Annotated in this window: 19 protein-coding genes; 6 read left to right on the top strand and 13 right to left on the bottom strand. The window is 62.9% G+C overall.

The annotated features are described in order from the left end of the window. Positions 1 to 11: 11 nt before the first annotated feature. The 13 genes from AC25BC_RS12170 to AC25BC_RS12110 form a co-directional block, all read right to left on the bottom strand. Complete coding sequence (locus AC25BC_RS12170; RefSeq protein ID WP_012757897.1) at positions 12 to 1,004, bottom strand: dihydroxyacetone kinase subunit DhaK; 993 nt, start codon at positions 1,002 to 1,004, stop codon at positions 12 to 14. Between the two features lie 51 nt (positions 1,005 to 1,055). Continuing rightward, positions 1,056 to 1,469 carry a hypothetical protein gene (locus tag AC25BC_RS12165; RefSeq protein ID WP_011652427.1) on the bottom strand — a complete coding sequence of 138 codons (414 nt, stop codon included), beginning with the start codon at positions 1,467 to 1,469 and terminating at the stop codon, positions 1,056 to 1,058. 1 nt (position 1,470) lies between these two features. After that, the gene (locus AC25BC_RS12160) at positions 1,471 to 3,075 is read right to left on the bottom strand and encodes a putative PEP-binding protein (protein ID WP_012757896.1); all 1,605 of its coding nucleotides are present in this window, start codon (positions 3,073 to 3,075) and stop codon (positions 1,471 to 1,473) included. Continuing rightward, entirely contained in the window at positions 3,059 to 3,403 is a 345-nt protein-coding gene (locus AC25BC_RS12155; protein WP_017994418.1) for an HPr family phosphocarrier protein, read from the bottom strand. The genes AC25BC_RS12160 and AC25BC_RS12155 overlap by 17 nt, the downstream gene beginning before the upstream one ends. Next, positions 3,403 to 3,801 carry a dihydroxyacetone kinase phosphoryl donor subunit DhaM gene (gene dhaM, locus AC25BC_RS12150; protein ID WP_003540653.1) on the bottom strand — a complete coding sequence of 133 codons (399 nt, stop codon included), beginning with the start codon at positions 3,799 to 3,801 and terminating at the stop codon, positions 3,403 to 3,405. Before dhaM ends, AC25BC_RS12155 begins: the two co-directional genes overlap by 1 nt. Beyond that, positions 3,798 to 4,418 (bottom strand): dihydroxyacetone kinase subunit DhaL, encoded by a 621-nt coding sequence (gene dhaL / locus AC25BC_RS12145; protein WP_017994417.1) that lies wholly within the window; start codon positions 4,416 to 4,418, stop codon positions 3,798 to 3,800. The genes dhaM and dhaL overlap by 4 nt, the downstream gene beginning before the upstream one ends. Before the next feature lie 46 nt (positions 4,419 to 4,464). Beyond that, a complete protein-coding gene (locus AC25BC_RS12140) occupies positions 4,465 to 6,108 on the bottom strand; it encodes a dihydroxyacetone kinase subunit DhaK (protein ID WP_487778518.1) in 1,644 nt (547 codons plus the stop codon). A 53-nt stretch (positions 6,109 to 6,161) separates the two neighbouring features. After that, positions 6,162 to 7,190, bottom strand: a complete 1,029-nt coding sequence (locus AC25BC_RS12135; protein WP_012757893.1) for an ABC transporter ATP-binding protein — start codon at positions 7,188 to 7,190, stop codon at positions 6,162 to 6,164. Further along, the gene (locus tag AC25BC_RS12130) at positions 7,183 to 8,280 is read right to left on the bottom strand and encodes an ABC transporter ATP-binding protein (protein WP_012757892.1); all 1,098 of its coding nucleotides are present in this window, start codon (positions 8,278 to 8,280) and stop codon (positions 7,183 to 7,185) included. The genes AC25BC_RS12135 and AC25BC_RS12130 overlap by 8 nt, the downstream gene beginning before the upstream one ends. A gap of 3 nt (positions 8,281 to 8,283) precedes the next feature. Further along, positions 8,284 to 8,496, bottom strand: a complete 213-nt coding sequence (locus tag AC25BC_RS12125; RefSeq protein ID WP_003560267.1) for a hypothetical protein — start codon at positions 8,494 to 8,496, stop codon at positions 8,284 to 8,286. Continuing rightward, complete coding sequence (locus AC25BC_RS12120; RefSeq protein ID WP_017994415.1) at positions 8,493 to 9,446, bottom strand: carbohydrate ABC transporter permease; 954 nt, start codon at positions 9,444 to 9,446, stop codon at positions 8,493 to 8,495. Before AC25BC_RS12120 ends, AC25BC_RS12125 begins: the two co-directional genes overlap by 4 nt. Next, entirely contained in the window at positions 9,443 to 10,411 is a 969-nt protein-coding gene (locus AC25BC_RS12115) for a carbohydrate ABC transporter permease (RefSeq protein WP_017994414.1), read from the bottom strand. Before AC25BC_RS12115 ends, AC25BC_RS12120 begins: the two co-directional genes overlap by 4 nt. 123 nt (positions 10,412 to 10,534) lie before the next feature. After that, positions 10,535 to 11,860, bottom strand: coding sequence for an ABC transporter substrate-binding protein (locus AC25BC_RS12110; RefSeq protein WP_011652417.1), 1,326 nt, complete (start codon positions 11,858 to 11,860; stop codon positions 10,535 to 10,537). Between the two features lie 71 nt (positions 11,861 to 11,931). Between AC25BC_RS12110 and AC25BC_RS12105 the strand changes: the two genes are divergently transcribed. The 6 genes from AC25BC_RS12105 to AC25BC_RS12080 all read left to right on the top strand — a co-directional run bounded on the left by AC25BC_RS12105 (position 11,932) and on the right by AC25BC_RS12080 (position 18,897). Then, positions 11,932 to 12,282 carry a hypothetical protein gene (locus tag AC25BC_RS12105; protein ID WP_245274017.1) on the top strand — a complete coding sequence of 117 codons (351 nt, stop codon included), beginning with the start codon at positions 11,932 to 11,934 and terminating at the stop codon, positions 12,280 to 12,282. Between the two features lie 149 nt (positions 12,283 to 12,431). Next, positions 12,432 to 13,877 (top strand): MFS transporter, encoded by a 1,446-nt coding sequence (locus AC25BC_RS12100; protein ID WP_017994413.1) that lies wholly within the window; start codon positions 12,432 to 12,434, stop codon positions 13,875 to 13,877. A 277-nt stretch (positions 13,878 to 14,154) separates the two neighbouring features. Next, the gene (locus tag AC25BC_RS12095; RefSeq protein ID WP_012757887.1) at positions 14,155 to 15,219 is read left to right on the top strand and encodes a sensor histidine kinase; all 1,065 of its coding nucleotides are present in this window, start codon (positions 14,155 to 14,157) and stop codon (positions 15,217 to 15,219) included. Between the two features lie 120 nt (positions 15,220 to 15,339). Beyond that, positions 15,340 to 15,891, top strand: coding sequence for a DUF924 family protein (locus tag AC25BC_RS12090; RefSeq protein ID WP_128438392.1), 552 nt, complete (start codon positions 15,340 to 15,342; stop codon positions 15,889 to 15,891). Positions 15,892 to 15,983: 92 nt separating this feature from the next. Then, positions 15,984 to 18,518: a mechanosensitive ion channel family protein gene (locus tag AC25BC_RS12085; protein ID WP_017994412.1), complete on the top strand. Its 2,535-nt coding sequence runs from the start codon at positions 15,984 to 15,986 to the stop codon at positions 18,516 to 18,518. Positions 18,519 to 18,630: 112 nt separating this feature from the next. Continuing rightward, positions 18,631 to 18,897 carry a hypothetical protein gene (locus AC25BC_RS12080; protein ID WP_017994411.1) on the top strand — a complete coding sequence of 89 codons (267 nt, stop codon included), beginning with the start codon at positions 18,631 to 18,633 and terminating at the stop codon, positions 18,895 to 18,897. Positions 18,898 to 18,907: the final 10 nt, after the last annotated feature.

Below are 18,907 nucleotides of genomic sequence, written 5' to 3'. Positions count from 1 at the left end.
TCGGGATGCCGTCACGGCCAACGCAAAGCCGCCGTCGCAACCGGCGCGTCCCAGAGCGCGATCTCCTCGTCGGTCAGCAAGGCAAGGGTGACCGACAGTCCCTGCATGTCGAGCGAGGTGACGTAGGTTCCCACAAGTGAGCGCTCGATCGGGATGCCTCTTTCCTCGATGAAGCGGCGGGCGCCATTATAGGCGAGGTAGAGTTCAGCCGGCGGCGTGCCGCCGAGGCCGTTGACGAAGAGCAGTGCGCGGGTACCCGGCGCCACCGCGATATCGCCGGCGATGGTTTCGCAGAGATGGCCGATGATGGCGTCGGAGGCGGCGAAGGGCTGCCTGGCATGGCCGGGCTCGCCATGGATGCCGACGCCCATTTCCATGTCGCCCGGCCCAAGCGAAAATGTCGTGCGCTCGGTCTGCGGCACCGTCACGCCGTTCAGCGCGACACCCATCGAGCGGATGCGGGTGTTCAATCCTTCGCCAAGCTGCTTCAATTCGGCAAGCGACATGCCGCGTTCGGCCGCAGCACCCAGGAGCTTTTCGACGATCAGCGTTCCGGCAACGCCGCGCCGGCCATTGCCTTCGCCGGACCTTGATGTCTCGATATCGTCGCTGACGACGACCATGTCGATGTTGTGGCGGTCGCCGGCCATCTCGATCGCCATTTCGAAATTCATCAGATCGCCGTCGTAATTCTTGACCACGAGCAGGCAGCCGGCGCCGGTATCGGCCTCTTCGATGGCGGCGATGATCTGGCTCGGTGTGGGAGAGGTGAAGATATGGCCGACGCAGGCGGCATCCAACATGCCGTGGCCGACGAAGCCGATATGCATCGGCTCATGACCGGCGCCGCCGCCTGATATAAGCGCCACCTTTTCAGGCGTGAGATGGCGACGGCGGATGAACCTGCGCTCGGGGCCGAACACTACGAAGGCCTCATGGGCGCGCACGAAGCCTTCGACGCTTTCGGCGACCATGGTTTCCGCAGTGTTCATGAATTTCTTCATCAAGCCCCTCCCAAGGCCAAAAGCATTACGTCACGTCAACCCGCTCACTACTCACTGCTCACTCGCCCCTGAAATCGCGACGATCTTCTGCACCAGATCGGAGATCGCCTCTTCCAATAGGCGGTTTTTCCTGTCATCGCCGAAGTCGGGCACCATCAGCGAAAGGTGCCGCAATTTCTCGGAATGGCCGAGGTCCGGCAGCTTGCCGGGATGGGCGGCCTGATAGGCTTCGAGAAAGCGCTCCTGTTCGGCGGCGCTGAAATGGCAGACGCGGACGATCGTGGCGAGATGGCGCGCCGGCAGCGGCGTCGCATAGGTCGGGCTGGTGATTTGGGTGACGAAGCTGCGATGTTTTCCAAGCGCCGTCGCCAGGCGCTGGCGCGTGCCGGATGGCCTGTTGTCGATGATCTGCGCCAGAATGGACTTGTAGGCGATAATGGCGTCTTCGGTGTCTTCGCGCGCCATTCTACTCTCCGGCTGCCCTTGTGCCATCGGCGTTGAGGCCGATGATCGCCGATCTTATCGCGGGACGCCGGGCCGGCGCCACGGAAAAATGCCTAAGACCGGCGGCGAGCAGGCCGGGCAGATAGTGCGGATTGCCGGCCATGTCGCCGCAGATGCTGACTGGCTTGCCGGCGGTCAGCTTCACCGCCTGGGCAAGCAGCCGGAGCACGGCGGGTGCTGCCTTGCCGGTATCGGCATCGATATCGTCGCGGGCGGAGGCGGCGAGATACTGGGTAAGATCGTTGGTTCCGAACGAGAAGAACGCCGCAGATCCGAAGGTGTCGAGCATCAAAGCGGCAGCCGGTACCTCCACCATCATGCCGATCGGCGGCATTCGGTGGTGCAGGGCGCGGCGGCCGAGCTTTTCGGCTTCCTCCCGGAAGATGTCGCGCATCCTGTCGATTTCGTCGGGAAAGGTCACCATCGGCAGCATTACGGACAGCCTACCGAAGACGGCGGCGCGCAGCAGGGCGCGGGCTTGGACGCGGGCGATTTCCGGCCGGGCAAGCAGCAGTCGGATGCCGCGTAGGCCCGAGGCAAGAGCCGGCAGATCTTCCAGGCCGGGGAGCGGCTTGTCGCCGCCGATATCGAGCATGCGGATCGTTACCGGCCTGTCGCCTGCCTGCTCCAGCACGCGGCGATAGATCGCCAACTGCTGTTCCTCATTGGCGGCATCGGCCACTGAGGTTATCGAAAATTCCGAGCGCATCAGGCCGACGCCTGCCGTTGCCGGATCGAGCGCATCGATCTCGGCGGGATCGTTGATGTTGATCGAGAGCAGGATCGGCACGCCGTCCGCCGTGCGCAACTCGCCGCCGGTGGTTTGCGTGTCGCCGGCGGGTTCTTGTGCAGGCACGAGCGGTGGGATCAGCATGCTGCCCGCCTGCAGGATGACCGCACCGGCGTTGCCATCCACGCTGACAGGATCTCCGTCTGCGGCTGAAAAGCGGCCTGTGCCGATCACCATCGGCACCGATTTCGCCCGGGCGAGCAGGGCGACATGGCCGGCGGTGCTGCCTGCGAACAGCGCGATGCCGCCGCCTTTCGACCAGTCATGGGCGAGAAAGCGGCTCGGCTCCATGTCCTTGCCGACGAAGACCGAGCCGGGCGGGAAATCGGCAATCGGGGTGCCGGCGAGCGCGCCGAGCACGCGGTTCTTGATGTCGAGAATATCGACGGCGCGTGCCCGCATCTGCTCCTCGTCGGCCGCTTCGAGTTCGCCGATATAGGCGTCGAGGGTGGCGACCCAGGCAAAGACGACATTCTCGTCGGCTTCCAGGCGTGCGCCGGTCGCTTCCGCGATCGAGGGATCGCGCAGCACCTCGATCTGGAAATCGATGATATCCCGGCTTTCGGCGTCGGCTCCATCGGCAAGGTGCTCGAGTTCGCTGATCGAGATGTCGATCGCCTTCTCCAGCGCACCGTATCCCCCGACGGCTCGGGACGCAGGGGCGGTGTCGGGCTGCTCGGCAGCGGAAGGAGCCTTCGGCTCCTCCGCGAGAAAGGCCGGGCCGGATGCGATGCCCGGGGATGCGCTCTTGGCTTGCAGTCTAAGCGGTTCGGCCATGTTTCTTTTCCTCATCGAAGTTGCGCTCGATGAGTTCCTTCAGGGCGCGGATCGCCTCTTCGGCGAGAATGCCGTCGGCCCGTATTCTAAGGATCGACCCTTTTCGGATTCGCGCGCCCATGATCTTGATGATGCTCTTGCCGTTCAGCCAGACATCGCTGCCGTTGACGGCGATCTCGATCGAACAGGGGAAGGACTTGGCAAGCCGCGTGAAGGTGACGGAGGGGCGGGCATGCAGCCCGACGCCGTGCTTGACTTCTACCTCCGTCTGGCAATTCACATGCAATGGATCGGGCTCCTGTTTTTCACTACGCAATCCTGTTGTCATCAGGGGGACAGTTCCTCGGCTGTGGCGACGACCTTGGCCAGCGAAGCGCCCCCCGACGCCTCGGCGGCGGCGATGACGGCGCCTTCAACCAAAGGCGCGTTGCAGATGGAGACGAGGGCTGCGCGGGGAAGGCCCAGCATTTCGATCGCCATCTCGCTGTTCGTTTCAGCACCGCCGAGATCGACGAAGACGGCGACGCCGGCATCGGACCAAGCGGCCTCGATCGCCCTGAGGATACCGCCGGCATCGGTGCCGAGTTCGCCATGGACATTGCCGCCCGACCAGGCGAGCGGCACGCTGTCGCCCACCATCTGTCGCACCATATCGGCGATCCCCCTTGCCACCAGCGGCGAGTGGGAGACGATCACGATACCCACATTTGCGGTCTTTCCATTCATTGCGGACGATGCTCCCCGAGATAGCGGCAGATCGCCGTGGTCAGCAGCGCGCAGCTCGACGCGCCGGGATCGACATGGCCGATCGAGCGGTCGCCGAGATAGGCCGCGCGCCCGCGCATCGCCTTCATGTCAGCCGTGCGGCTGGCAGAACGTTCGGCCTTGCGGGCGACGTCACCGAGTGGAGACCGCTTCTCCAGCGCGGCATGCACGGGATAGAGCACGTCGAGCAGCGTCTTGTCGCCGGCATGCGCCCGCCCGCGCCTTGCGACGGCGTCGATTGCCTGTTTCAGCACGAGGGAAAAATCGGCTTTCTCGTTGCTTTTGCGAAGCTCGCGGCCGATCTCCATCAGCAGCGTGCCGTAGAGTGGCCCGGCGGCACCGCCGACATTCATCACCAGCGTCAGGCCGATCTTTTCCATGGCGTCGGGGAAGGGCAGGCTGGACAGGCTTTCGCCTTCGGCGCTCACTGCCTCACAGCCGCGCCGCATGTTGGTTCCGTGATCACCATCGCCGATGGCGCGATCGAGCGCGCAGAGGTGATCGCTGTTTGCCGCGATCGTCGCGCGGCACACCTCGATCAATCCTGCCACAAGCACCGGTTCCGCCTGCACTGCCATCCTCCTAGTCGCCGCGCCTCCCGCGGGCTTTCAAACGTCACATCGGTCAGGCGAGGCTTGCCGCCACACCGAACGCGCCGGCAACCGCGACGGCGCCGGGATCGGCAACGCCCGCCAGATCCCTTTCGCCGACATAGGAGGCGCGTCCGGCTTTCGCCTTCGTCATCGCCTTCGTCAACTCCGCCCCCGCTGCCGCAGCCTTTGCCGCGGCGGCGACATCGCCGGATGCGAGCGCCTGCAGGGCAGGCGACAACGCATCGACCATCGTCCGGTCGCCGACTCCGGCTCCGCCATAGAACGTCATCCTGTCGAGCCCGGCAAGAAGGGCTGCTGATATATCGGCCTTGTCAGCCATCGCCTTTGCTGCGGCGGTGAAGAAGATCGATAGCAGCACGCCACTCGATCCGCCCATGCTGGTGCCGAGGATATCGCCAAGCGAGGCAAGGGTTGCGGCCGGCCGGTCGAGCGGCAGTGTGTCGAGGCGGGCCAGCACGCTGCGGGCGCCCGTCGCCACCGTCGAGCCGGTATCACCGTCGCCGACGCGGCCATCCAGCCGGTTGAGTTCGCTTTCCTGCGAGATCAGATGTTCGCAGAGTGCCGTGATCAGGCGCCGGTTGTGGGCGTCATCTCCAGCTGCGCCGTTCGCGCCGTTCAATCCGGCTGATGTTCTCGGTGCGGCGATGATCTGGATCTCGTGGCGTTCGACGGCCGGCATCCAGGCATGCGGTTCGACCGCTGCCGTTAGCGCGGCCTCACGCACGGCGTCCAGCCGGATCAGCGACAGCGAGAAGCCGTTCATGTTGAGCGCGGTCATCATCGGCGCCGGGCCAATGATCAGCCGGACGCGGCGGCCAAGCGGCGAGGACAGCACGGCATTGGCAATGACGGTCATTTCAAGTGGCGGCACGGCGCCGAGATTGTTGATGAGGAGGGCGTGGCTTGCCCCTTCGCGCAGCGCAGGCGACAGGCGCGCCACCATGGTGGCGACGATATCGGCGACCGGCTGCAAAGTGATGCGTTCGACGCCGGGCTCGCCATGGATGCCAAGGCCGAGTTCGCCCTCGTTCTCGCCGAGACGGTCCTCATGCGCCTGACCGGGTACGCTGCAGGTGGAAAGCGACATACCGAGCGAGGCGATGTCGCCGGCTGCCGCGGCGGCATGGGCTGCGACCGTCTTCAGGTCCTCGCCCCTTTCGGCATGATAGCCAGCGATCTTGTGGACGAAGAGCGTGCCGGCGACACCGCGGGGCTGGTTGATCTCGGGGATGGCGATGTCGTCGGCGACGATGACCATTTCAACGTCGAAACCTTCGGTGCGCGCCTTTTCGGCGGCGAGGCCGAAATTCAGCCGGTCGCCAGTGTAGTTCTTGACGATCAGCAGGGCGCCCTTTTCGCCGGTCACGGCGCGGATCGCCGTCAGCACGGCATCGACGCTCGGCGAGGCGAAAATCTCGCCGGATACGGCAGCCGTCAGCATGCCCTTACCGACGAAGCCGGCATGGGAGGGCTCATGGCCGGCGCCGCCGCCGGATATGATCGCCACCTTCGACTTGTCCCAGTCCGCGCGCAGGATCACCTTGATGTCGGGAAAGCTGTCGAGGCGGGCAAGACGACCCTTGCTGCTCGTCAGAAGCAGACCGTCCAAGGCTTCGGTGACGATGTTTTCCCTGCGGTTGAAGAAGTGTTTCATCGATTGAGACCCGTCTGTTTGTTTTTCATGCCATCATCAAGTCTGTTTGCCGGTCAGGACAGGCGCTGTCCAGCCACATCGAAATAAAGCGGATCACGTAGCGTCAGGCTGATCCGGTCGCCCGGCGCAATCGCCAGATATGGATCCGCAAGTGTGACGAGCTTGTGTTCCCGCGCGGCCTGCCTGGGATCGCGGACCCTGATGTGCAGATGGTTCTGGTCGCCCAGATGTTCGATCCAGTCGATCTCGGCGTTGGCATCTTTGCCGACGACGATATCAAGATGTTCGGTGCGGGCGCCGACGGTTTTCGTGCCGGCCGGCGGCTGACCGCCCGGGAGCAGGTCCGCCGGCAGAAGGTTGATATGCGGCTGGCCGAGGCGGGCGGCGACATGCAGGTTGGCGGGATTGCCGTAGATTTCGCGCGGCGTTCCCACTTGCATCAGCCGTCCCTCGGCGACGATGCCGATGCGGTCGGCCATGGTCATGGCTTCCACCTGGTCGTGGGTGACATAGAGTAAAGTCGAGCCCAGTTCCTTCTGGATACGCTTGAGCTCCAGGCGCAGTTCGGCGCGCAGCTTGGCGTCGAGCGAGGACAGCGGCTCGTCCATCAGGTAGATCGCCGGCCGGCGCACCAGCGCCCGGCCGATCGCGACACGCTGCATCTCGCCGCCGGAAAGCCTGGTAGAGCGGTTCTCCAGCTTGTGGTCGATCCGGACCATGCGCGCGACTTCGCGCACGCGCCGGTCGATCTCCGCAGTGCTGAGTTTGCGGACCGGCGCCTTCAGCGGGAAGGCGAGGTTCTCGTAAACCGTCATATGCGGATAGAGCGAATATTGCTGGAAGACGAAGGCGACGTCGCGTTCGGCGGGCGCTTCGGCGGCGACATTGCGGCCGCCGATCTCGATGCCACCGCTGTCGGGCTTTTCGAGGCCGGCGATCAGCCGCAGCGTCGTGGTCTTGCCGGCGCCTGTGGGACCGAGCAGCACGACGAACTCGCCGTCGCGGATCGAAAGATCGAGGTCGGCCAAAGCCTGGGTGTCGCCGAAGCGCTTGGCGAGGTTCCTGAGGACGACATTAGCCATGCCGGGTCTCCTGATAGAGCGAGGACGGTACGGCACGGCCCGATGTGCAGTCGAAGAGCGCGAGTTTCGCCGGGTTGAATTCGAGGCCGACCCTTTCGCCGATCTGGAAGCTGCGATTGGCGGGAACGCGGGCCTTGATCAGGCCGCCCTGGGTTTCCACAGCCACGACCTGGTTAGTGCCGAGATATTCGCTGCCATAGACGGCACCGCGCAGCGCCGAGGCGTCGCTGAAGCGGATATGCTCCGGCCGGACGCCGAGCGCCAGTTGGCTTTCGGCCATGTCTTGGTGGATCTCAGGAACGGCGACATCGACGCCGTCGAGCAGGATCGACTTGTCGCCGCTTTTCAGGCCCGAGGTGAAGCGCATGAAGTTCATCGGCGGCGAGCCGATGAAATCGGCGACATACATGGTCGCCGGCTTGGCATAGATCTCCTGCGGCGTGCCGAACTGCTCGATGACGCCATGGTTCATGACGGCGATCTTGTCGGCCATCGCCATCGCCTCGTGCTGGTCGTGGGTGACGTAGACGGTGGTGGCATGGATGCGGTTGTGCAGTTCTCGCAGCTCGTGGACCATGATCTCGCGGAACTCGGCATCGAGCGTGCCGAGCGGCTCGTCCATCAGGAAGCATTTCGGGCGCCGGACGATGGCGCGGCCGAGCGCCACGCGCTGCCGGTCGCCGCCGGCAAGGCCCGAGACCGAGCGGTTGAGAATATGGTCGATCTGCAGCAGGCGGGCGGTCTCTTCGACGCGTTGACGGATTTCGGCTTTGGGCATGCCCTGCGACAGCAGCGGGAAGCCGATATTCTTACGCACGTTCATATGCGGGTAGAGCGCGAAGAGTTGGAAGACGAAGGCGATGTCGCGGGCGCTGGCGCGGTTGAAGGTGACATCCTCGCCGTCGAGATAGATCTTGCCGCTCGACGGCAGCTCGAGGCCGGCAATCATGCGAAGCGTCGTCGTCTTGCCGCAGCCTGATGGACCGAGCAGTGCCAGGAACTCGCCGTCATGGACGGTGAAGCTCGAATCCTCGACGGCGACGAAGCTGCCGAATTCCTTGCGGAGATTTTCGATCCGGATATCCGCCATGGTTCACTCCGGGAATTTCGAGACGATGATGAACATGACGGTGCCTGCGAGCAGGGTCACCAGCGAATAGGTGTAGAGCACCAGCAGGAAGGGCTGGAACAGCATCAGGAAGCCGAGCCCGATCAGCACGGTGGCGATGGTCTCCATCGGGCCGCGGCGCAGGAAGAACGGCCGCTTCGGACGGGCAGGGGTGCGTGTTTCGATCAGGTGGCTCATTTGCGGACGGCTCCGAAGGTGATGCCGCGCAGCAGCTGCTTACGCAGGAGAATGGTGAAGACGAGGATCGGGATCAGGAAGATCGTCGTTCCTGCAGCGACCGCCGGCCAGTCCTGGCCGCCTTCGCCGATGATCGTCGGGATGAAGGGTGGCGCGGTCTGGGCCTCGCCCGAGGTCAGAAGCGCGGCGAAGGCATATTCATTCCAGGCGAAGATCAGGCAGAAGATCGCGGTGGCGGCAATGCCGGTCGTTGCCTGCGGCAGCACGACCTTGCGGAAGGCCTGCAGCCTCGTATAGCCGTCGATCATCGCCGCTTCTTCATATTCGCGCGGGATTTCGTCGATGAAACCCTTGAGCAGCCAGACGGCGAGCGAGACATTGACGGCGGTATAGAGCAGGATCATGCCCAAGGCCGTGTCCGACAGGCCGAGCTCGCGGTACATCAGGTAGATCGGAATGGCGACGGCGATCGGCGGCATCATCCGCGTCGACAGGATGAAGAACATCAGGTCGTCGGCGAGCGGTATCTTGAAGCGGGAAAAACCGTAGGCGGCGAGCGTGCCGAGGAAGACCGCGAGGAAGGTGGAGCCGAAGGCGATCACCAGCGAATTGACGAAGCGCGGCAGGAAATTCGACGGGCCGGCGATCACCATATTGCGCTTGCGCGTCACCTCATCGCAGGTGCCGACCGGCGCCGGCAGCGAGGCGATATAATCAGGGGTCTGTCGCGTGCGCGTCGTGAACAGGTTACAATAGCCTTCGAGCGACGGCGAAAAGACGATCTTCGGGGGATAGCTGATCGAATCCGGCGGCGACTTGATGCTGGTCAGGAAGATCCAGACGAGCGGGATGAGGGTGATCAGCGCATAGAGGACGACGATCGTGCCGGCGATGCGCTTGCTGGACAGGCTCGGTTCGACGACCGAATGGGCTGAGTTGGCGGCGCTCATCGTTGCTTCACCTTGTTCAATGCCTTGACGTAGATGTTGGCGAGGCCGAACACCGCGACGAAGAGGATGATGGCGAAGGCCGAGGCCCGGCCGGTCGCCCAGCTTTCAAAGGCAGCGCGCTTCAACGTGATCGAGGCGACCTCGGTGACGGAGCCCGGACCGCCGCCGGTCAGCAGCGTCACCATGTCGAACATCTTGAAATTCTCGATGCCGCGGAAAAGCACGGCGAGCATGATGAAGGGCAGGGCCATCGGCACGGTGATCGACCAGAACTGGCGCCATGGCGAGGCGCGGTCGACTTCGGCCGCCTCGTAGATATAGTCTGGGATCGAGCGCAGGCCTGCCAGGCAGATCAGCATCACATAGGGCGTCCACATCCAGGTATCGACGATGATGATCGCCCAGGGCGCCAGTGTCACGTTGCCGAGCATCTGGATATCTGATGTCGGAATGCCGGATACCATCGACACGGCGTAGGCGAAGAGGCCGATCTGCGGCTCGTAAAGAAAGCGCCAGAAATTGCCGACCACGGCCGGCGACAGCATCATCGGGATGAGGATGATTGTCGTCCAGAAGGCATGGCCGCGAAACTTGCGGTCGATCAGATAGGCGAGCGTGAAGCCGATCACCGTCTGCAGCACGATCGTCCAGAAGACGAAATGCGCGGTGGTCTGCATCGCCTGCCAGATATCCGGATCGTTGAGGACGCGCTGGTAATTTCCGAAGCCGACACCCAGGACCGGCGCATTCGGCCGGTTGGCGCGGTAATTGGTGAAGGAGAGATAGACCGCCCAAAGCAGCGGAAAGATGTTGATCGCTAACAGCAGAGTGATGGCAGGCGCAATGAATAGCCAGGCGATCGCCCTGTCGGAGAGGCCGCGGACGCGCCGGGCGACCGAGGAGGGCGTTGCCCTCGCAGTCGCATCGGCTGCCTTCTCGACGATGGAGGAATGGGAAATGGTCAAGTCTTCACCTGGTATTTTTGGGGTACGGGGTCTATTAGGATATGAGAGATCTGGCGGCCCGGCTCGTCTGCCGATCCGGGCCGCCATCCTGACGAGGATGGCACGCATCAGGGATGACACGCGTCAGATCTTGCCGTCGTCCTTGAAGACGTCGCTCCAGTCTTTCACCAGACCGTCGAGCGCTTCCTTGGCAGTGCCGTTGCCGGCGACCACGTAATTATGGACGCGCTTCTGCATGGCCTGCAGCAGCGAGGCGTAGCTCGGCTCGGCCCAGAAATCCTTGACGATCGCCATCGAGTCCAGGAAGGCCTGGGCATAGGGCTGGCTCTTGGCAAAGCCTGGCGCATTGACGACGGAGTTCAGGCAGGAAAAACCGCCGAGTTCCCACCATTTGGCCTGTACATCGGGCTGTGCGAACCACTTGATGTATTGCAGGGCGGCATCGCGTTTGTCGGAATAGGAGACCACCGAGATGCCCTGGCCGCCGAGCTGGGCGAAATGCGCCTTTTCAGCCGGATTGGGGAAGAAGCCGATCCTGTCGCCGCCGACCTTCTCGTCCTTGTAAAGGCCGGGCCAAGTGAAGGCGAAGTTCATCTGCATGGCGACCTGGCCGGATTTGAAGGCGTCGGCGGATTCGACCATGTAGACGTTGGAGCTGCCGGGCGGGGTGCAGCAATCATAGAGCGACTTGTAGAATTCGAGGCCCTTGACCGCGTCGGCCGAGTTGACGAAGCCTTCCATGTCATAGGGCTTCTTCGGGTTCTCGTACTGGAAGCCCCAGTCGTAGAGCACGTTGGTGACGCCCATGGTGATGCCTTCGGAGCCGCGCTCGGTATAGATCGAGGCGCCGTAAACGGTCTTGCCGTCGATCTCACGCTTCTGGAAAAACTCGGCGATCTGCTTCAGTTCGTCGTAGGTCTTCGGCGCTGCGAGATCGTGGCCGTATTTCTCCTTGAATTCCTTCTGCAGTTCCGGCTTCTCGAACCAGTCCTTGCGGTAGGTCCAGCCGACGACGTCGCCCATGGCGGGCAGCGCCCAGTAGTTCGGGGTGTTCTTCGGCCATTCCGAGTAGCCGACGACCGTCGCCGGCACGAAGTCATCCATCTTGATGCCTTCCTTGTCGAAGAAGTCGTTGAGCTTGACGTAATGGCCGTTCTCTGCCGAGCCGCCGATCCACTGGCTGTCGCCGATGATCAGGTCGCAGAGCTTGCCGTGCGAATTCAGCTCGTTGAGGAAGCGATCGGCATAACTCGTCCAGGGAACGAATTCGAACTTCATCTGCGTGCCGGTCTTGGCGGTGAAATCCTTCGAGAGCTCGACCAGCGCATTGGCGGGGTCCCATGCGGCCCAGCACAGCGTCAGTTCATCGGCTTTGGCGAGATTGGGCAATGCCGACGACATGACGAATGCCGTGGCCAGCCCGAAAAGGGCTTTCGATGTTTTCTGCATAAGTTCCTCCCAGAACCAAGGGCCGGCTCCCCGCCGGCGTCGCATGTTCACCCACTTCAGAGAATGCTCACATGAACTCCTCAATCATCATGTTTAGCAATATGTTTAGTGATATCTATTTTTATAAACATTGCAAGCGCCAATCGTTGCTGCAATGCGACAGGTGTCGCGCCACATCGGCGGATAGTTTTGGGGCCGATCGTTTTTCGGCAGATCGCGAAAAATTCTTTGGCGAGCGTACCGATGCAGCGACATCTGGCCTCGCTGCGACATGGATCACACGGTATGGACTGCGCGCCGCTCCTGTTTTTCCCCGGAGCGGATCAAGCTTGGCCTCGCTTCGGCGGGGCCTTTTTCTTGAATCCTTTCTTGGGATCGATAGTGGCCAGCTATCCGGCTGCATCGGGAATATTCCTGCGTAGTGCGAGATTTAGCCTTTCCGGCCGGATGCAACGGGCGTATTCAGCCAGTGCGCGGCTTTCCATGTCCGCGCACCTCCGCGCGTCAGATCTTCGATCGGCTTCCTTCCCGTTTCCCTGCCGCGTCATCCGGAATTTTTATTGGCAGATCGATGACCACGGCAGAGACGAGCGAGAATGGGCAAGAGGCGGCGAGCGGCCGCCAGGCGAAGATCGTGGCGCTGGTCGTTGCCGTTTCCTTCTTCATGCAGATCCTCGACGGCACGATCGTTACCACCTCGTTGCCGCAGATGGCGGCAAGTTTCGGCGTGCAGCCGGTGTCGATGAGCATCGGCATCACCGTTTACATGCTGACGATGGCCGCTTTCATTCCGCTGTCCGGCTGGCTTGGCGATCGGTTCGGCGCACGCCGCATCTTCCTGATGTCGATCGCTGTCTTTACCGGCGCCTCGCTGTTTTGCGGGCTGTCCGGCAGCCTTGCGGAATTTGTGCTGTGGCGCGCCGTCCAGGGGGCGGGCAGTGCGCTGATGACGCCGGTCGGGCGCATCATCGTACTGAAAAATGCCCGCAAGTCGGAACTCGTCCAGGCGATCGCGCTGATCACCTGGCCGGCACTGACGGCGCCGGTGATCGGCCCGGTGCTCGGCGGCTTCATCACCACCTATGCCAGCTGGCACTGGAACTTCCTCATCAACATCCCGATCGGCATTCTCGGCATCGCGCTGGTGCTGCGTTTCGTGCCGGAGCAGCGCGAGACCAATCCGGGCCGGCTGGATCTCCTGGGCTTCGTCCTCAGCGCTGCGGGACTGACCTTTCTGCTCGCCGCGCTCGAACTCTCGGTCAAATGGGACGGCGGGCTTTTGCCCGTCATATCAATGCTGGCGGCGGGCATCGTACTGTCTGTCATGGCGACGCGGCATTTCCTTGCCGTCGACAATCCGCTGCTCGACCTTTCTGCCTTCCGCATCCAGACCTTCTCGATGTCGACGCTGTCGGCGGGCACGGCCTGCCGGATGGCCATCAATGCGACGCCGTTCCTGCTGCCTCTGCTGTTCCAGCTCGGCTTCGGCCTCAGCTCGATTGCCGCCGGCACCTATCTGCTCGTCTATTTCCTCGGCAATTTCAGCATGAAGGCGGTGACGACGCCGCTGCTGCGCTTCTTCGGCTTTCGCACAGTGCTTGGGGTCAACGGGCTGATCGCCGCGCTTTCGATCGTCGGCTGCGGTTTCCTCTCGCCGCAGACGCCGCCATTTTTCATCCACGCGCTGCTTTTCCTTGCCGGCCTGTCGCGCTCGATGGAATTCACCGCTTTGAACACGTTGGCCTTCGCCGATATCGGCCCGGCGCAGCGAAGCTCGGCCTCGACGCTGTCGAGCATGCTGCAGCAGGTATCGATGCTGCTCGGCGTGGCGGTGGCGGCGGCCGTGCTCAACATCGGCTCGGCTCTCAGGGGCGCCGACAATCCGGTTCTTGCCGATTTCCGCTGGGCTTTCGTCGTGGTCGGCGCGATCGGCGTCGTCTCGTCGCTGCGCTTCCTGCAATTGCCGGCGGAGGCGGGGGCCGAAGTATCCGGCCATCGGAAATTCCAGAAAAGTTAGCTTGCTGCGGAACCAATCGGGCCGCTCGGCGTTTATGCATCTCATTTCAGGTTCTTCGTTTCCCCATCTCCTTCAACGGCTTCCATGGGATCCTCCCCAGGCCAGGGTCATGTTCTGAAAATGCCGGATTCCCGACATCCTTCTTCCGCGCCGCCTGCAACAAGAGCGAGGGATAACCGCTGTTTACCCCGGGCGGCCAATACAATACGACATTGCCATGCGGACGACTCGGACGCTTGCGGGCGGTCGTCGCTGCGAGAGAACGCCGGGAGACCGAATGAGCAATTCTAGCGGCGATGCGGATGCCCTGATCCACATCCTCTATATCGACGACGACGAGGGGCTTGCCCTACTGATGCAGAAAAACCTGCGTGGGCGTGGCTTTTCGGTCGAGCGGGCCGAGAGCGGCGCGGCCGGCCTTGCGAGACTCGGCGAAGGCGGTATCGACGCCGTCTTGCTCGATCATATCCTGGCCGGCGAGACCGGCCTCGACATTCTGCCCTGCATCACGGCGATGCCGGATCATCCGCCGGTGATCTATGCGACGGGTTCGGACGATACCAGCATCGCGGTCGCGGCGCTGAAGGCCGGCGCCGACGATTACATGCTGAAGGGGATCTCAGCCGATTATTTCGACCTGCTCGCCGCCGCCCTCGAACAGGCGCTGGAGCGGGCGCGTTTTCGCCGCGAGACGGCGCAGGCGCAGGAGGTGATCCGCCAGCAGCGCGACCTTGCCGAAATGCTGCTTACCGAAGTCAATCACCGCATCGCCAACAGCCTCGGCCTCGTCGGCGCGCTGATCCGTATGCAATCCTCGATGACCACGGATCAAGTGGCGATCGACGCGCTGCACGAAACGCAGATGCGCATCAATGCCATCGCCAGCGTGCACCGCCGGCTCTATACCAACCGCCAGGTCGGCTCGGTGCAGGTCGACGAATATCTGAACAGCTTGCTCACCGAACTCGAAACCTCGATGCGCGACGACAAGCGACCGCACCGGATCGTGCTCACCGCGCAGCCGGTCAATCTGGCGACAGACAAGGTGATCACGCTCGGGCTGATCGTCAGCGAGCTCGTCACCAATGCCTTCAAATATGCCTATCCGGACAGCGTGCCGGGCGAGATCCGCGTCATCGTCGACCAGACGGACGAGGCATTGCGTGTCATCGTCGAGGATGACGGCGCCGGTTTCGACCCATCGAGCCCGGCCAGGGGAACCGGCCTTGGTACACGCATTTTGACGGCGATGGCCGCCAGCTTGAAATCGGATTTCGCCTATGACCCCGGCCACGACGGAACCAAGGCGACGCTGGTGTTTTCGTTGCACGAGGTGAAGTAGCGTTTGACGCTGGACTCGACGATGTTTCTCTCGTTCGCCGCTATACAACAGGCCGTTTGTCCCATCTCTACAATAGTTTACCGACATCACAGCAAGGAACATGACGCTAGGGGAGGAGACATGACGACGATTCGCACACCGAAGGAAGTCTATGATTTCTGGTTCGTCAGATGCGGCCGGGAGCTGTGGTTCCGCGCGACGCCTGACCTCGACGCGGAGATCAGCACGGTTTTTCACGATACCCATCAGGCCCTTGCCGCGGGTGTTGACGCCGAATGGCGGGCGGATGCGGAGAGCCGGCTGGCGGCTGTCATCGTGCTCGACCAGTTTCCCCGCAACATCTATCGCGGCACGGCGCTTGCCGTTGCGACCGATGGGCTGGCGCTTCGGGAAGCCAAAGTCGCGCTTGCGTCGGGCGCCGATCAGGCGGTCGAACCCGCATGCCGGACCTTTTTCTACATGCCGTTCGAACATGCCGAGGACCTTGGCGAGCAGGAGCGATCGGTGGAACTGTTCGGCGCGCTCGGCGATGCCGAATATCTCGATTATGCGATCCGCCACCGCGACGTGATCGCCACCTACGGCCGTTTTCCGCACCGCAATGTCATGCTCGGGCGGGAGTCCACGGCTGAGGAATGCGACTATCTCACCCGGCCCGATGCCGGTTTCTAAGGGTTTCCAGGGAGCTTCCGCCTTTCTGTCGCCTTTCTTTACTAAGACAAGCTGGCATTCTATTCCGACGACAACCTTTCCCGGAGGCGCTTTTGCGGCTGAGACCGATCCTGCTTCGCACCATTCTTCTGCTGACGCTGGCGGTCGCGGGCGCGCATTTCAAGGGTGTTGCGGCTTTCGCACAGGAGCCGCAGGCACCGACGGCCGTGCAGGCGCCGCTCGCCGATACGCCGTTCGACCAGGCGACAAAGGAGATCGACAAGGCGAAGGTCCAACTGACGGCGCTTCAGGACGGCGTCAAGCAGAATGCCGACAACGACGATGCCCTGGTCGGGCTTGCGACCAAGGCCGACGAGCTCAGCCGCGCCGTCATCACCATATCGGTCAATCTTAGGCCGCGTTTCGACCAGATCAAGAACCGGCTTGCCGAGATCGGCGATCCGCCGAAGGACGGACAGCCGCCGGAAGCCGAGGTCGTCACCCAGGAGCGCAACGCGCTCGCCGCCGAACGCGCGCAGATCAACGCGCTGACGGGCGATGCCGAAAACCTCTCGATCACGGTGACGAAGCTCGTCAACGAGATCACCGAGATGCGGCGGCGGCTGTTTGCCGATACGCTGCTCAGGCGCACCGAGATTTCGGTCTCGGTGCTCGACGATGCCGGCAGCGCCTTTGTGCACGAGGCCAGCGAATTCTCGCAGGCGCTGTCGAGCTGGGCCACCTTCGTCTGGAAATTCAAGCGTTTCCCGATGTTTGCCGCGATCTTCCTGTCGCTTGCCGCGGCGCTGATCCTGCTCTCCGGCAGCTACCGGCTGTTCGGCTCCTACCTGCAGCGCGACGAGGCTGTCGAGAACCCGTCCTATATCGGCCGGCTGTCGATCGCCTTCTGGTCGACGTTGATCCGCACCCTGGCGCTCTCGGTGCTGCTCGTCACCTCGTTCTTTTTCCTTAACGGGTTCAATGTGCTGAGGCCCGACATCGCACCTGTCATCGGCGCGCTGTTCGGGGCGATCGGGCTCGTCTATTTCGTCGGCCGCTTCGTCAATGCCATCTTCGCACCGCACGAACCGCGCTGGCGCCTCGTTCGGCTTTCCAATCTCGGCGCGCGCTCGATCGGCTACTGCCTGCTGGCGATGGCGATCGTCAACGCGCTTGATTATCTGTTTGGCACGATCGGCGAGGCGATGGGCTCGCCGCTGGTGCTGACCGTGGTCAGAAGCCTGATCGCCGCGCTGATCATCGGTCTGATCCTGATCGCGGTCTCCTTCGGCAAGCCCATGCTGGCCAGGAACGGCGATCCCGATGCGCCGGGAAGGCATTGGCCGCGCGGCATGGCGATCATCCTGCGGGTGGTCGGCGCCGGCCTCATCCTCACCGCGCTGACCGGTTATGTCGGGCTCGCGCGCTTCGTCGCCACACAGCTCATCATCACCGGCGCCGTCGTCGTCACCATGTATGTCGGCCTGCTCTCCGGCAAGGCGATATCCAGGCAGGAAAGCTTCGGCGACACCTTCTTCGCAAGCTTCCTGACACGCCGTTTCAAGCTCGGGCCGGTGGCGATCGACCAGGCCGGCCTGCTTGTCGGTCTTGCCATCTATGCGGTGGCGCTTCTCGTCGGCATCCCGCTGATCCTGCTGATGTGGGGCTTCCATGTGCAGGACCTGCAGATTCTTGCCTATAGGCTATTCACCGAGGTCAGGCTCGGCGGTATCAGCATCTCGCTGCTCGGCATCTGCACCGGCATCCTCTTGTTTGCCGGCGTCTACCTGCTGACGCGCTGGCTGCAGCGCTGGCTCGATGGCAATGTGATGGCCAGAAGCCATGTCGATCTCGGCGTGCGCAATTCGGTCAAGACGGGCATCGGCTATCTCGGCGTCGGCATCGCGGCGATCATCGGCGTTTCGGCGGCCGGCATCGATCTGTCGAGCTTCGCGCTCGTCGCCTCCGCACTTTCGGTCGGTATCGGTTTCGGCCTGCAGAACATCGTCTCCAACTTCGTCTCCGGCCTGATCCTGCTCGTCGAACGGCCGTTCAAGGTCGGCGACCATGTCGTTTCCGGCACGGCCGAAGGCATCGTCAAACGCATTTCGGTGCGCGCCACGGAGATCGAGACCTTCCGCAAGCAGTCGATCATCGTGCCGAATTCGGAGTTGATCAACGGCCTCGTCGGTAACTGGACACACCGCAACAAGATCGGTCGCTCGGAAATTCCGGTTTCCGTCGCCTACAACGCCGATCCGCAGCAGGTGATGGACATCCTGCTGGAACTGACGGCCAAGATACCGCTCGTCATGCGCAATCCGGAGCCGCATGTCGAATTCCTGCGCTTTGGGCCCTATTCGCTGGATTTCGAGCTGCGTTTCTTCCTCGCCGATATGGGTGACGGCATGGCGGTGCGCAACAATCTCAGGATCGAGATCCTTAAGCGCTTCAAGGCCGAGGGCATCGAGATCCCGCTGCCACAGACCGATCTTACCATCCATCGAGAGGCTCGTCCCGCGCTTGCCGATGCGGGCAGGGATCAACCCAACGAGCAGGAAAACTCGGCCGACACGCCCATGGAGGAGGAAGAGCAGCCGGTGCGGCAATTGCGCAGCAAGACGGCAGACGGCAATCGGAAAGGCTGAACGGGTCATTCAGCCATCATTCACAGCTATATGTGCATGATCTCCACTATCGGGATCGCTGCCGGGGGCAGCACCGATCGTTCGAGGGGAGGGCGCGCCAGCGCCGCCGCACATGATGGCAAGATTTGCCGCCGTTCTGCTTGTCCCGCTGCTTGCCGCACCCGCGGCTGAAGCGGCATCCATCACCAACACCGATCCAGCCGCCGTCGTGCTCGTCATCACCGAGAGCGGCCAGCGCGTCGAGGTTGTGGTCGATGCCGGCGCTTCGGAAAACCTCTGTGCTTCCGGCTGCTTCATGACGACGCCCGACGGCGACCGCATCGGGCTCGACGGCGGCGAGACGATCGACATCGTCAAGGGCTCGGCCGTCGTCAAGTAGCGCCTGTCCC

It is taken from the genome of Rhizobium sp. WSM409 (genome assembly GCF_057653825.1).
Note: the sequence above shows the minus strand (reverse complement) of the source record. Positions and strands in the feature narration are given on the sequence as shown.